The 13,455-nt window shown below is 74.9% G+C and carries 14 protein-coding genes and 1 riboswitch; of the genes, 6 read left to right on the top strand and 8 right to left on the bottom strand.

Annotated features, from left to right (window positions below; genetic code table 11):
* Positions 1-83: 83 nt before the first annotated feature.
* The 3 genes from ACFVVA_RS35330 to ACFVVA_RS35320 form a co-directional block, all read right to left on the bottom strand.
* Positions 84-473, bottom strand: a complete 390-nt coding sequence (locus ACFVVA_RS35330) for a DUF3040 domain-containing protein (protein ID WP_049651927.1) — start codon at positions 471-473, stop codon at positions 84-86.
* 498 nt (positions 474-971) lie between these two features.
* Positions 972-1,724 (bottom strand): methyltransferase domain-containing protein, encoded by a 753-nt coding sequence (locus tag ACFVVA_RS35325; protein WP_359897125.1) that lies wholly within the window; start codon positions 1,722-1,724, stop codon positions 972-974.
* A gap of 258 nt (positions 1,725-1,982) precedes the next feature.
* Positions 1,983-2,537, bottom strand: a complete 555-nt coding sequence (locus tag ACFVVA_RS35320; RefSeq protein ID WP_387694813.1) for an SAV_6107 family HEPN domain-containing protein — start codon at positions 2,535-2,537, stop codon at positions 1,983-1,985.
* Between the two features lie 637 nt (positions 2,538-3,174).
* Here ACFVVA_RS35320 and ACFVVA_RS35315 point away from each other — a divergent pair.
* Complete coding sequence (locus ACFVVA_RS35315) at positions 3,175-3,783, top strand: DUF4126 domain-containing protein (protein ID WP_387694812.1); 609 nt, start codon at positions 3,175-3,177, stop codon at positions 3,781-3,783.
* 22 nt (positions 3,784-3,805) lie between these two features.
* Positions 3,806-5,323: a phytoene desaturase family protein gene (locus ACFVVA_RS35310; protein WP_387694811.1), complete on the top strand. Its 1,518-nt coding sequence runs from the start codon at positions 3,806-3,808 to the stop codon at positions 5,321-5,323.
* Positions 5,324-5,371: 48 nt separating this feature from the next.
* On the opposite strand, the gene ACFVVA_RS35305 is transcribed toward ACFVVA_RS35310, so the two are convergent.
* Positions 5,372-6,247: a hypothetical protein gene (locus ACFVVA_RS35305; RefSeq protein ID WP_387694810.1), complete on the bottom strand. Its 876-nt coding sequence runs from the start codon at positions 6,245-6,247 to the stop codon at positions 5,372-5,374.
* 204 nt (positions 6,248-6,451) lie between these two features.
* Positions 6,452-7,366 carry a methylenetetrahydrofolate reductase [NAD(P)H] gene (metF, locus tag ACFVVA_RS35300; RefSeq protein ID WP_359897118.1) on the bottom strand — a complete coding sequence of 305 codons (915 nt, stop codon included), beginning with the start codon at positions 7,364-7,366 and terminating at the stop codon, positions 6,452-6,454.
* Between the two features lie 196 nt (positions 7,367-7,562).
* On the opposite strand from metF, the gene ACFVVA_RS35295 reads away from it, so the two are divergent.
* Positions 7,563-8,693 (top strand): polyprenyl synthetase family protein, encoded by a 1,131-nt coding sequence (locus ACFVVA_RS35295; protein ID WP_359897116.1) that lies wholly within the window; start codon positions 7,563-7,565, stop codon positions 8,691-8,693.
* A gap of 80 nt (positions 8,694-8,773) precedes the next feature.
* On the opposite strand, the gene thiE is transcribed toward ACFVVA_RS35295, so the two are convergent.
* The 3 genes from thiE to ACFVVA_RS35280 are packed head-to-tail and all read right to left on the bottom strand — an operon-like array spanning position 8,774 to position 11,043.
* Positions 8,774-9,427 carry a thiamine phosphate synthase gene (gene thiE, locus ACFVVA_RS35290; RefSeq protein ID WP_387694809.1) on the bottom strand — a complete coding sequence of 218 codons (654 nt, stop codon included), beginning with the start codon at positions 9,425-9,427 and terminating at the stop codon, positions 8,774-8,776.
* Entirely contained in the window at positions 9,427-9,792 is a 366-nt protein-coding gene (locus ACFVVA_RS35285; RefSeq protein ID WP_189915099.1) for an Rv2175c family DNA-binding protein, read from the bottom strand. Before ACFVVA_RS35285 ends, thiE begins: the two co-directional genes overlap by 1 nt.
* A 42-nt stretch (positions 9,793-9,834) precedes the next feature.
* Positions 9,835-11,043 carry an NAD(P)/FAD-dependent oxidoreductase gene (locus ACFVVA_RS35280; protein WP_387694808.1) on the bottom strand — a complete coding sequence of 403 codons (1,209 nt, stop codon included), beginning with the start codon at positions 11,041-11,043 and terminating at the stop codon, positions 9,835-9,837.
* Between the two features lie 83 nt (positions 11,044-11,126).
* A riboswitch (TPP riboswitch) is annotated at positions 11,127-11,239 on the top strand.
* Between the two features lie 3 nt (positions 11,240-11,242).
* Between ACFVVA_RS35280 and thiO the strand changes: the two genes are divergently transcribed.
* Genes thiO through ACFVVA_RS35265 form a run of 3 tightly spaced genes read left to right on the top strand, consistent with a single transcriptional unit; the run spans position 11,243 to position 13,440 of the window.
* Entirely contained in the window at positions 11,243-12,418 is a 1,176-nt protein-coding gene (thiO, locus tag ACFVVA_RS35275) for a glycine oxidase ThiO (RefSeq protein WP_387694807.1), read from the top strand.
* Positions 12,415-12,639 carry a sulfur carrier protein ThiS gene (gene thiS, locus ACFVVA_RS35270; RefSeq protein WP_387694806.1) on the top strand — a complete coding sequence of 75 codons (225 nt, stop codon included), beginning with the start codon at positions 12,415-12,417 and terminating at the stop codon, positions 12,637-12,639. Before thiO ends, thiS begins: the two co-directional genes overlap by 4 nt.
* Positions 12,640-12,642: 3 nt before the next feature.
* A complete protein-coding gene (locus tag ACFVVA_RS35265; protein WP_387694805.1) occupies positions 12,643-13,440 on the top strand; it encodes a thiazole synthase in 798 nt (265 codons plus the stop codon).
* The last annotated feature ends 15 nt before the right edge of the window (positions 13,441-13,455 follow it).

Below are 13,455 nucleotides of genomic sequence, written 5' to 3'. Positions count from 1 at the left end.
AAGCCGGGGCGGGCAGTCGATCGACTGCCCGCCCCGGCTTCATCCGTTTCGTACCCATCGGCTCCGGCCATCGGCCGGGCGGCTCAGAAGCCCCCGGTCTGCTCGTCCCGACGACGCTGCCAGCGCTGCTCCACCCGGTCCATCATCCCGGCCTTGCGGCGCGGGGCGGCGGCCGGGCGGGCCCCGGTGCCCTGGCCCGCGGGCCCCCGGCGCCAGCCGGTCACGGCGAACACCGCACATCCGAGCATCACCAGGAAGCCCACGACGCTGACCCAGATCTGGTCCGGCACGACCATGCCGCCCATCAGCAGGCCGATGCCCACCACGAAGCCGGCGACGGCCAGGTAGACCCGCCGACGGGTGTAGGTGCGCAGCCCGGTTCCCTCAAGCGCAGACGCGAATTTGGGATCTTCGGCATACAGCGCTCGCTCCATCTGGTCGAGCAGTCGCTGCTCGTGCTCCGAGAGCGGCACGGAGTCCTCCTACTCGTCGGTCGCGCGTGCGACCGGTCCGCCCACCCCGGTCGGGGAGGCAAGTCCAATCAGCCTTGGGGCACACGGTCGGACGCCCGTGCGGGGGACCCGGCCCGTGTCGTCCATATGCCCCACGCGTCCGGCTGTCATGCTTTCCGGCTTTACCCAGATCATACGGTCCGTGGGCCCGTTACGGAGTGGTCTGCGCCGCGTGGGACGGGCCACTTCGAGCGGGGACGGCCGCATCGGAGTCAACGCGCCACGCCCCGGACAAGTGCCCGATCGGATGGAATCGTCCCGGACCTGGGCAGGTTTGCCACCGGGCGGCGCGGAGCGACCGGGGGCCGACCGGCGCACGGACGGGCTACGGGCGGGGAACCGCCAGGCCTCCGGGGCGCGAACCGCCGCCGTACGGTGTGCAAAAAAACCGTACGACGGTGGCAGGGTTCGTGAAGGGGCGCACGCGCCCTGAGAGGAGCGCGTGCCGGACGGAACGCCTCAGGCCAGGGTGGCCAGCAGGTGCAGCTGGGTCGCCACGGCATGGAACGCGGGCTGCTCGGCGGCGGCCTCCTCCAGCTTCAGCAGCGCGTCCAGGGCACCCGGCTCGGCGTCCACCAGCACCCCGGGGACGAGGTCGGCGAAGACCCGTACGCCGTGCACCGACTCCACCCGCAGGCCGGCGGCCTCGGCCAGCCGGCCCAGCTCCTCGCCGGTGAAGCGGCGCGGCATCGGGTCCTGCGCGCCCCAGCGGCCGTCCGTGGCGGAGAGCACCGTGCGGGCCTCGTTGAAATGGCCGGCCAGCGCGCGGGCCAGCACGGCGCCGTTGCGGTTGGCCGCCAGCAGGCTGACCACACCGCCCGCGCGCAGGGTGCCGGCCAGGCTGCCGAGCGCCTCGGCCGGGTCGTCCACGACCTCCAGCACGCCGTGGCAGAGCACCGCGTCCACGCTGCCGGGAGCGACCAGCTCCGGCAGGGTCTGGGTGTCGCCCTGGACGGCCCGCACCAGGTCCGTCACACCGGCCTCGGCGGCCCGGCGCTCCAGGGCGAACAGGGCGTCCGGGCTCGGGTCGACCACGGTGACGCGGTGGCCGAGCTTGGCGACCGGCACGGCGAAGTTCCCGGTGCCGCCGCCGGTGTCGACCACGTCGAGCACCGGCTGGTCCAGCTCGGCCGCCCGCTTCTCCAGGGCTGCCCGGACCACCTCCCACACCACGGCGGTACGCAGGGCACTGCGGGGACGCGTCGGGTACAAGGTGGGGCTCCTTGGCACGTGCAGTTCGATCAGGATGCCTCCACCTTAGAGCCTGTCTCCTGGATCCTTGCCGGGCCCACGACGCCGGGGCACGCACCTCGCCGCGTTGTCGTCGGTCGCCAATGCTCCGCAGTGGCTCCCTCCTCCGCCTTGCGATGCACGCACCCCAACGCCGCGGCCTGATCCGACAAAATCCAGGAGACAGGCTCTGGACCGGCCCGGCGGGGACCTCGTCCGACCGGCCCGGCGGGGACCCTGTCAGACCGGCGGCTCGTCGGCCTCCAGTGGCAGCCGGGGCGGGGGCGGCGCGGCGTGCAGGCCGAGCAGCCGCTCGACCAGGCGCAGGAAGAGGGCGGAGTTGCGGATCAGGTCGTCGGCGTCGCGGGCCGAGGCGGCGCCCCTGATCCCGGCCTCGGCGGCGGCCCGGCGGCGGGCGCCGGCGCCGTAGTAGAGCGCCCATTCGGCGAGTTCCGGGGCCACCTCGGGCAGCACCTCCCAGGCGCTGCGGATGGCCTTGCGGCGGCGCGGACTCTTCTCCGGGCGGCCGCGCACCGCCAGGACGGCCGCCACCGTGCGCAGCGCGGCCAGGTGGGCGGTGGCGTAGCGCTCCAGCGGGTCCTCCAGGGCGCGGGCCCGGACGAGGGTGCGGTGGGCGTCGGCGAGCAGGTCGAGGGCGGCCGGCGGCGCGGCGGTCCGGCGCAGCACGGGGTGGACGTCCGCTCCGGCGGGGCGTCGGGCGGACGGACCCGGGAGCTGTGGCAGGGCGGCGGAGTGGAGGCGGGCGGTGACGGGCTCAGGACGACTGATGGTCATGGTCTCCCCCGTTCCGAGGCAGCGCGCGGACCGGGTGGTCCGTGCCTTCCCATCGTGAACGGCACCACTGACAATCCGGCCCGGAAGGCCGCTCCTGCGGCGCGAAGGGGTCGTAAGGAGTCCGGAAAGGCCGTAGGGAGGCCGGAAAACGGGGTAGCGGCGGCAGGCGCGGTCCTCCCCCGGTTCCGCGCCGCCGCCGTGTCGTCGCTCCGCCGGTCCACCCCCTGGCCGGCGGCGGCGAACTCCCCCTCGCGGCCGGTCTCCCCCCGGCCCGCTCCGCCGCCCCGTGTCGGCGGTGCGGGGACCACGACCAGCCCCGTGGCGGTCCGTCCGCCGCCTCCCCCGGCCTGCGCGGCCGGGAGACGGACGGATCCGCCGCCCGGGCGGGCCGGGCGCCCGACGCGCCGCCCTCCCGGGTGCCACCACTCTCCCGTCCGCGCAGGTCGTCGGCCATCCGCTGACGTACTCAACCGCGAATCTGAGTATCCGTACTCAGTCCCTCCCGGCCCGCCGTCCGCCGGAACCGCGACGTGCGTCCACAACGTCCCGGGTGCCGGTACGGTACGGCGGGGCCGGGCGGAACCGGCCCCGCCGGACGAGGAGCGGACGCGATGACGAGGACGAGGAGGGGGACGCGATGACGGTCCTGCCGCTGATCTTCACCAGCGGGCTGGCCAGCGGCATCAACGCCTACGCGGTGGTGCTGCTGCTCGGCCTGCTGGGCAGGTTCGGTGACGCGGACTCGGTGCCGCAGGCGCTGGAGCGCACGGACGTGCTGGTCGTGGCGGGCGTGCTGTTCGCGCTGGAGGCCGTGGCCGACAAGATCCCGTACGTGGACAGCGTCTGGGACGTCGTGCACACGGTGATCCGGCCGATCGCCGGTGCCACCGTCGGCGTGCTGATCGCGAGCAACGACCCCGGTTCGCTCAGCGAGGTCGCGGCCGGCGCGATGGGCGGCACCTCGGCGCTGGTCAGCCACCTGGTGAAGTCCTCGCTGCGGATGGCCGTCAACACCTCCCCGGAACCGGTCAGCAACATCGTGGTCAGCATGGCCGAGGACCTCTCGGTGGCCGGCCTGGTCACGCTGGCGATCTTCCACCCCTGGCTGGCCGCCTCGGTCGCCGCCGCGGTCCTGGTCGCCGGTCTGCTGCTGGTCCGGCTGGCGATCACGAAGATCCGCGCCTTCCGGGCCCGCCGCCGCGAACGCAGGGCCGCCAGGGCGGCGGGCGCCGCGGGCACGGCGTAAACCTGGTCCTAGGATCGGGGCCATGGCAAAGATCGTCGTCATCGGCGCAGGAATGAGCGGGCTCGCGGCGGCCTCCCGGCTGGCGACCCTCGGCCACCGGGTGACGGTCTGCGAGGCGGGCGGCACGTACGGGGGCATGGTCGGGCGGTACGAGCGCGACGGCTTCGCCTTCGACACCGGCCCCGGCCTGCTCTCCCTCCCGGCCGTCTACCGCGACCTCGCGCTGAAGACCGGCAAGGAGCCGCTGGAGCAGCTGGTCGAGCTGGCCCCGGTCGACCCGGAGAGCCGGCACCTGTTCCCCGACGGCACCGCCGTCACCCTGCCCAACGCCTCCCGCGGCGGTGTCAGCCAGGCCCTGGACGCCGCCTTCGGCGCCGGCTCGGGCGCCCGCTGGAGCGAGGTGATGAACCACGGCCGGACGGTCTGGGAGGCCACCCGCCGCCCGCTGCTGGAGGAGGCGCTCCCGGCCGACCTCGGTGTCCTGTCCCCGGCCGGCCGGGCCCGGGTGGACACCGACCCGTACCCCGTGCCGCCGCGCACCGGCCTGGCCCGGCTGCGCCGCCCGCGGCCGTGGAGCCTCGCCGACGTGGCGCGGCGTCAACTCGGCGGCCACCCCGGCCTGACCGCCCTGCTGGGCGAGCCCGCGCTGCGGTACGGCCTCCTGCCCGGGCAGGCCCCGGCGGGGGCCGCCGTGCTGCCGTACATGGAGCAGTCCTTCGGCGTCTGGTACGTCCGGGGCGGCCTGCGCGCGCTCGCGGACGCCGTGTACCGGCGCTGCGAGCTGCGCGGGGTCGAGTTCCGCTTCGACACCCCGGTCACCCGGGTGGTCGTGGAGAACGGCCGGGCGTGCGGGGTCGGGACGGCGGACGGCCGGATCGACGCGGACCTGGTGATCTCCGCGATGGACACCCGCGCGCTGTTCCACCACGGTATCGCCGAGTGGCCGGGGGTGCCGGCCGAGGACTGGGAGCCGTTCGAGGTGCCCGGCCGGTTCAGCGTGCTGCTCGCCCTGCGCGGGCCCCGGCCCGAGGGCACCGCGCACCGGACGGTGGTCCACGCGGTGGACCCGGCCGCCGAGGAGAACGCCCTCACCCTGTCCGCGCCGCTGTGCGAGCGTCCCACCGTGCAGGTGCTCCGCCCGGACGACCCGGCGCTGCGCCCCGACGACGCCCACGAGAGCGTGGTGCTGACCGCGACCGTCCCGGCCCAGGAGGAGGACGTCGACTGGACCGCCCCCGGTGTCGCCGACCGCTACGCCGACCGGTTGCTCGCCCACGTCGACGCGGCCGGCCTGGGACTGCGCGAGCGGGTGCTGTGGCGGGTCGTGCGCACCCCGGAGGACACCCGCCGGGAGACCGGCGCGCTGTTCGGCTCGGTCGCCCGTCCTGTGCTCGCGGGTTCGTACGCGGGGCTGCACGCCGCCAATGCGTCGCCCGTCCCGGGCCTCTACCTGGTCGGCGGCAACGCCCACCCCGGCGGCGGCCTCGCCCGCGTCGGCATGTCGGCCTGCATCACCGCCGGGCTGATCGGCCCGGCGTAGGGCCCTGCGGCCCGGCCCGGTCGGCCTTGCTGCCGGGCCCCTGCCGGGTCAGCCCTGGTGCCAGGTGTTCTGCTGCTGGTAGCCGTAGTTCTGGTCGTACGCCGGCTGCTGCGGGATGCCCTGGACCTGCGGGTCGGGCTGCGGCTGCCACTGCTGCTGGGGCTGGGCGTTCGGGTCCCAGGTCTGCTGGTGCTGCGGCTGCTGGTAGCCCGCGTACGGGTCCTGCTGCTGGTCCTGCTGCTGCGGGTAGCCGCCGTACGGGTCCTGGTGCTGGGGGTAGCCGCCGTAGGACTGCTGCTGGTCGTAGGCGTAGGCGGGCTGCTGCTGGGTCTGCCACTGCTGCTGGTCGTAGCCGGACTGGTAGGCGGCGGCGTACGGGTCCTGGTGCTGCTGCTGGACCTGCGGCTGCTGCTGCTCGTAGTACCCGGGGGCGTAGACGCCGTCCTGGGCGAGTTCCTGCATCTCGAAGGCGGCGGTCTGCTCGACCTCGGGCACCTCGTCGGGCACCTCGACGGGGACCGGCGCGGCGGCCCGGGTCTCCTCGACGGCGCTGACCTCGCCGACCCGCTTCCTGGCGACGGCGACGGCCGCCACCGCGGCGGCGCCGCCGGTCAGGGCACCCAGCAGCGGCACCTTGGCGAGCGGGCCGGGCAGGGTGCCGTCGGCCTTCCGCAGGGACCATCCGGCCTGGTGGCCGCGCTTGACCGCGAGGGTGACGAAGGTCTGGCCGACCGCGAACAGCGCGGCGCCGGCCCCGATCACCACGACCGAGCCGAGGACCATCCCGGCGGCGACGCCCAGGAAGCCGGCCAGGGCCAGGACCCGCCAGTGCAGCGGCGCCCGGTTCTGCAGCAGCACCTCGGCGACCAACCAGAGCGCCACCACCGCCAACGCGGTGTACAGCAGCAGGTATCCGATGCCCATCCGCCCGCTACCTCCAGTCGCGTACCCGCGCTTGTGCGCCGCGCGTGTGCGGCGACTGTACCGGTTCAACGGCCGGGGTACCGCATCGCGTTCCCGCCGCCCCGGACGGCGGCCGCACACGACCGAGCCCGTCACCGTCGGTGCGGTGACGGGCTCGTGAACACCCGGCGCCGGCGCTGCGCGGGCGCGGGCCAGGCCGGCCGGTCAGCGCTGGTGCAGCCCCAGGTTCTGGTAGATCTCCAGCGTCGCCGTCGAGTGGTTCAGCGTGATGAAGTGCAGACCGGGCGCGCCCTCGGCGAGGAGGCGCTCGGCCATCGCCGTGGCGTGCTCCATGCCGATGGCCCGCAGCGCCGCCGGGTCGTCGATGGCCGCCCGCAGACGGGCCTCCAGGTCGGCGGGGAAGGCCGAGCCGCTGAGCTGGGGGAAGCGCTCCAGCTGCTTGGCGTTGGTGACCGGCATGATCTCCGGGATGATCGGCGTCTCGCAGCCGGCGGCCGTGACCCGGTCGCGCAGCCGCAGGTAGTCGTCCACCTCGAAGAACATCTGGGTGATCGCGTAGTCGGCCCCGGAGCGGATCTTCGCCACGAAGTGCCGGATGTCCTCGTCCCAGTCGGTCGAGCGCGGGTGCATGTTCGGCGAGGCCGCGACGCCGACGCAGAAGTCGCCGATGCCCTTGATCAGCTCCACCAGCTCGTACGCGTAGGTGACGCCCTCGGGGTGGCTGACCCACTCGCCCATCGGGTCGCCGGGCGGGTCGCCCCGGACCGCCAGGACGTTCCGCACGCCCTGGTCGGCGTACTGGCCGATGATGTTGCGCAGCTCCGCGATCGAGTGGTCCACCGCGGTGAGGTGGGCGACCGGGGTCAGGGTGGTCTCGGTGGCGATCCGGCCGACCATGTTGACGGTGCGCTCGCGCGAGGAGCCGCCGGCGCCGTAGGTCATACAGACGAAGTTCGGGTCGAGCGGTTCGAGCCGACGGATGGCGTCCCAGAGTTTCTGCTCGCCGACCTCGGTGCGCGGCGGCATGAATTCGAAGGAGAAGGAGCGCTTTCCGGCCGCCAGGAGGTCGCGCACCGTCAGTGCGCGATCCGTTCTCGTGGAAGCGATACCGAGTGCCATGCTGGCAGGCTATCCGGCGTTCGAAGGGGCCGGACAACCGTATTCCACCTATTGAGACAAGAGATGGAAGACGTTCCGGTTCACCCCGGCCCCGTTCCGCGGCGCCTCCTCCGAGCCCCCGCGGGGCCGCTCGCACACCCGTTCCCAGCCGCACCGTTACGCTTGCTGCACCCCAGAGAACCAGCGGAGCCCCATCGTGACCTCGTCCAGCACCCGGCCGGCCAACCCCAGTGCGGCCAACCCCATTGACGTGGAGGACGTCCGCACCCGCGTCAACGCGGCGCTCGCCGCGTTCATGGACGGCCAGTCCGTGCTGCTCGACAAGATCTCGCCCCGGCTGGCCCCCGCCGCCGACGCGCTGCGCGACTTCCTGCTGGACGGCGGCAAGCGCCTGCGCCCGGCCTTCTGCTACTGGGGCTGGCGCGGCGCCGGCGGCCCGGCCGGGGGCGCCACCGGTGAGGCGATCGCCAACGCGGCCGCCGCCCTCGAGCTGCTCCAGGCGAGCGCCCTGGTGCACGACGACCTGATGGACCGCAGCGACACCCGCCGCGGCCTGCCCTCGGTCCACCGCCGCTTCGAGGCGCTGCACCGGGACAGCGGCTGGCGCGGCGACCGCGAGCAGTACGGCACCTCGGCCGCGGTGCTGCTCGGCGACCTGCTGCTGATCTGGTGCGACGAGCTGTTCCTGCGCTCCGGCCTGGAGCCGGCCGCCGTCCTCGCCGCCAAGCCGGTGTTCGACCTGATGCGCACCGAGGTCATGCTCGGCCAGTACCTGGACGTCCTGGAGCCGGTGGCCGGCGACTCGACCGACGAGGGCGCGCTGGACCGGGCGCGGACGGTGCTGCACTACAAGTCCGCGAAGTACACCATCGAACGGCCGCTGCAGGTGGGTGCGCTGCTGGCCGGTGCCGGGCCGGAACTGGTCGAGGCGTACGGGGCGTTCGGGCTGCCGCTGGGCGAGGCCTTCCAGCTGCGCGACGACCTGCTCGGCGTCTTCGGGGACCCGGCCGTCACCGGCAAGCCGGCCGGGGACGACCTGCGCGAGGGCAAGCGCACCCTGCTGGTCGCGCACGCGATGCGGGGCCTGCCGGCCGCCGACGCCCGGCACCTGGACGAGCGGCTCGGCGCCCCGGACCTGGCGGCCCCTGAGGTCGCCGAGCTGCGCGCGCTGGTCGCCCGCAGCGGCGCGCCCGAGCTGGTGGAGCACCGGATCGAGGAGCTGATGCGGCAGTCGCTGGCCGCGCTGGAGGCCGCTCCGCTCGCCGACGACCGGGCCCGTACGGTGCTGCTGGCCCTGGCCGAGGCCGCCACCGTCCGCAAGTACTGACGGACGGCGACGGCCCCGGGGCCTGGGCGCCTGGGGGCCTGGAGGCCTGCGGGCCTCCGGATCCTGCTGATCCGGGCCGGTCAGAGCGCGGCGCGCACCCGGCGGGACAGCTCGGCGGCGGCCGCCCGCGGATCCGCCGCGGCGGTGACGGCCCGCACCACGACGATCCTGCGGGCACCGGCGGCCAGCACCTCGTCCAGGTTGCCGAGGTCGATCCCGCCGATCGCGAACCACGGCCGGTCGGTGTCCTGCTTCGCCGCGTACGAGACCAGGCCGAGGCCCGGGGCCGGGCGGCCCGGCTTGGTCGGGGTCGGCCAGACCGGGCCGGTGCAGAAGTAGTCCGTACCGGGTTCGGCGATCGCCGCGTCCACCTCGGACTCGGCGTGGCAGGAACGGCCGATCAGCACGTCCTCGCCGAGGATCGCCCGGGCGGCCCGCACCGGCAGGTCGTCCTGGCCGAGGTGCAGCACGTCCGGCCGGGCCGCGTGGGCGACGTCGGCGCGGTCGTTGACGGCCAGCAGCTTGCCGTGCCGGCGGCAGGCGTCGGCGAAGACCTCCAGGGCCTCCAGCTCCTGCTTGGCCTCCAGGCCCTTGTCCCGCAGCTGGACGATGTCCACCCCGCCCGCCAGCGCCGCGTCCAGGAACTCGGCGAGGTCGCCCTGCTCCCGGCGGGCGTCGGTGCACAGGTAGAGCCGGGCGTCGGCCAGCCGGGTACGCAGCGTGTCCGCCGCCATCAGATCAGCATCGCCTGGGCGCGGCGCTTCACCTCGGTGCCGCGGTTCTCCCGCAGCGCCTGGATCGGGCTGCCGGGCAGCGACGGGTCCTCGGTGAAGAGCCACTCCAGGATCTCCACGTCGTTGTACCCGCAGTCCCGCAGGACGGTCAGGGTGCCGGACAGGTGCTTGACCAGGCCCGGGCCGTCGATGAACGCCGCCGGGACCTGCAGCGACTTGTTCGGCCCGCGCCGGACGGCGATCAGGCCGCCGTTCTTGACCAGGTCACGTACCTCGGTGACCCGGACCCCCCACTGCTCCGAGATGTCGGGCAGGTACATCCAGTCGGTGACCAGGGCTTCAATCTTGCTTTCGATCTCACTCACGCCACCAGACTGCCACCTCCGCGGCCCACCGCGCACCAGGCACTACCCCGCGACGGCCGACTTCAGCGGCACCGCCGGGTCGCCCGCGCGGGCCGGATCCAGGGCCGTACCGCGCTCGATCAGCCTCCGCCCCTGGGTGAGGTCGCGCGGCCGGTCCACGGCCAGCAGCGCGCTCGGCACGCCGTCGCGCAGCCAGAGCACCGACCAGTCGCCGTCCCGCGGGGAGCCGCGCCACAGCAGCTCGTCGCCGTCGGCGTGCCGGCCGGCGTACTGGACCATCCGGCCGAACTGCTCGGACCAGAAGTACGGCACCGGGTCGTAGGCCGGCGCGTCCGCGCCCAGGACGGCGGCGGCCACCGCCTCGCCGGACTGCAGGGCGTGGTCCCAGTGCTGGACGGCCAGCCGGGCACCGGCCCGGGCCGAGGGGTAGCTGACGCAGTCGCCGGCCGCGAACACGCCGGGCACCGAGGTGCGCAGCCGCCCGTCCACCACGACGGCGCCGGCCGCGTCCAGCTCGACCCCGGAGCCGGCCAGCCAGCCGGTCGCGGGGCGGGCCCCGATGCCGACCACCACCTCGTCGGCGGGCAGGTGCGAGCCGTCCGCCAGCAGCACCGCGCCGGGCTCGACGGCGGCCACGCCGACCCCGCAGCGCAGGTCGACCCCGGCCCCGGCGTACCAGGCGGCCATCGCCGAGCCGACCTCCGTCGGCAGCGCGCCGGGCAGCGGCGCCGGGCCGGCCTCGACCACGGTCACCTCGCAGCCCGCCGCTCGGGCCGCGGTGGACACCTCGGCGCCGATCCAGCCCGCGCCGACCAGTACCAGCCGCAGCCCGGGGCGCAGCAGCGCGCGCAGCGCCAGGGCGTCGTCCAGGGTGTGCAGCAGGTGCGCGCGCTCGGCGCCGGGCAGGGCCCGCGGGACGGCGCCGGTGGCGATCACCAGCGAGCCGTACGGGAGGTCGCCGCCGTCGGTGTGCAGCACGCCGGGGGTCAGGCCGGTGGCCCGGCGGCCGGTGAGCAGCTCGATGCCGAGCTGCCCGTAGTCGATGTCCAGGGCGGTGGAGTCGGCCTTGCCGAGCAGCACGTCCTTGGAGAGCGGCGGCCGGTCGTACGGCGCGTGCGGCTCCTCGCCGACCAGCGCGATCGGCCCCTGCCGGCCGCCCTGCCGCAGCTTGAGGGCGCACTGCGCCCCGGCCAGCCCGGCTCCGACGACGACCACCCGATCCGTTCCGCTCAGCTCTGCCACGCCCGTCACTGTACTCAGCGCGACGCGGCGGCCTGCGGGCCGTCCGCCCGCTGTACGGGCCTTCGGCCGGGCCGACCCCCGGCGTTAAGGTGGGGGCACCACACGGGAGCCTGGCGCACCGGGCTGAGAGGCGGGCTGGCACGGCCTGCGACCGTCCGAACCTGATCCGGGTCATACCGGCGAAGGGAGAAGAGCAGCTTTGTCACGCTTGCCATCAGGCGCCCACGCCGACGTGCTGGTGATCGGCGGGGGCGTCATCGGCCTCGCCGTCGCCTGGCGCGCCGCGCAGCGCGGGCTGCGGAACGTGATCGTGGTCGACCCCTCCCCCGGCGGCGGGGCCGCCGGGGTCGCGGCCGGGATGCTCGCCCCGGTCACCGAGCTGCAGTACGGCGAGGAGCCGCTGCTCCGCCTCGGGATGGCCTCGAACGAGCGGTACGCGGCCTTCGCCGCCGAGCTCTCCGAGGCGAGCGGCGGCCGGGACACCGGCTACCGCCGCTGCGGCACCGTCGCCGTGGCGCTGGACTCCGACGACCGCGAGGAACTGCGCGAGCTGCACGCCTTCCACCAGCGGCTCGGTCTGGACTCGACCTGGCTGACCGGCCGGGAGGCCCGCAGGCTGGAGCCGATGCTCGCCCCCGGCGTGCGCGGCGGCCTGCACGTCGCGGACGACCACCAGGTGGACCCCCGGCGCCTGCTCACCGCCCTGGCCGCCGCCTGCGAGAACGCGAACGTCCTGCTGCACCGCGCCGAGGCCGTCGAGCTGCTGGTCGAGGGCGGCCGCGCGACCGGTGCCCGGCTCTCGACCGGGGAACGGGTGGGCGCCGGGCAGGTCGTCCTCGCCGCAGGGCCGCACAGCCACCGGCTGCCCGGCCTGCCCGACGGTGTGCTGCCCGCGATCCGCCCGGTGAAGGGGCAGGTGCTGCGGCTGCACGTCCCGGACGCCTACCGCCCGTTCCTGTCCCGCAACGTCCGCGCCGTGGTCCGCGGCCGGCACCTGTACCTGGTGCCCCGGGAGAACGGCGAGCTGGTGGTCGGCGCGACCACCGAGGAGCAGGGCTACGACACCACCGTCACCGCCGGCGGGGTGTACGAACTCCTGCGCGACGCCCACGAGTTGGTCCCGGGAATCACCGAACTCCCGCTGCTGGAGACCTCCGCCGGGCTGCGCCCCGGATCGCCGGACAACGCCCCGCTGCTCGGCCCGACGTCACTGCCCGGGCTGGTCGCCGCCACCGGCCACTACCGCAACGGCGTGCTGCTCACCCCGGTGACCGCCGACCTGGTCTCCGAGTACCTGGCCACCGGTGAAGTCCCCGAAACGGCAAGGCCGTTCACGCCCCTGCGCTTCTCCCCCGAACCCCCCGCTGCGAAGGCCTCCGCATGACCGAGATCGCCCCGAACGAGATCGCCCTGACCGTCAACGGCGAGCCCCGCCGGGTGTCCGCCACGACCACCCTCGCCGAGGTGGTGGCCGCCGTCAGCGCCGCCAACACCGGTGTCGCCGCCGCGCTCAACGAGGCCGTGGTGCCCCGCGGTTCGTGGCCCGGGACGGCGCTGGCCGGCGGCGACCGGATCGAGATCCTCACCGCCGTGCAGGGAGGCTGAACCATGGCCGACGACCTTCTGACCATCGCCGGGACGGCCTTCTCCTCCCGGCTGATCATGGGCACCGGGGGCGCCCCCAGCCTGGAGGTCCTGGAGCGCGCGCTGCTCGCCTCCGGCACCGAGCTGACCACCGTCGCCATGCGCCGGGTCGACGCCTCCACCCAGGGCTCCGTGCTCGACGTGCTGACCCGCAACGGCATCCGGGTGCTGCCCAACACGGCCGGCTGCTTCACCGCCGGCGAGGCCGTGCTGACCGCCCGGCTGGCCCGCGAGGCGCTCGGCACCGACTGGGTCAAGCTGGAGGTGATCGCCGACGAGCGCACCCTGCTGCCCGACCCGATCGAGCTGCTGGACGCCGCCGAGACGCTGGTCGACGACGGCTTCACCGTCCTGCCGTACACCAACGACGACCCGGTGCTGGCCCGCAAGCTGGAGGACGTCGGCTGCGCGGCCATCATGCCGCTGGGCTCGCCGATCGGTTCGGGCCTGGGCATCCGCAACCCGCACAACTTCCAGCTGATCGTGGAGGGTGCGGGCGTCCCGGTGATCCTGGACGCGGGCGCCGGCACCGCCTCCGACGTGGCGCTGGCGATGGAACTGGGCTGCGCCGCGGTGATGCTCGCCTCCGCGGTGACCAGGGCTCAGGACCCGGTGCTGATGGCCGAGGCGATGCGGCACGCCGCCGAGGCGGGCCGGCTCGCCCACCGGGCCGGCCGGATCCCGCGCCGCTTCCACGCCGAGGCCTCCTCCGCGATGGCCGGCCGGGCCGACCTGGACACCCGCGAGCACCCCGCGTTCTGAACCGTCGCGCATGTC

The sequence above is a fragment of the Kitasatospora sp. NPDC058048 genome (assembly GCF_042885555.1).
Taxonomy (GTDB): Bacteria; Actinomycetota; Actinomycetes; order Streptomycetales; family Streptomycetaceae; genus Kitasatospora; species Kitasatospora lactacystinica.
Note: the sequence above shows the minus strand (reverse complement) of the source record. Positions and strands in the feature narration are given on the sequence as shown.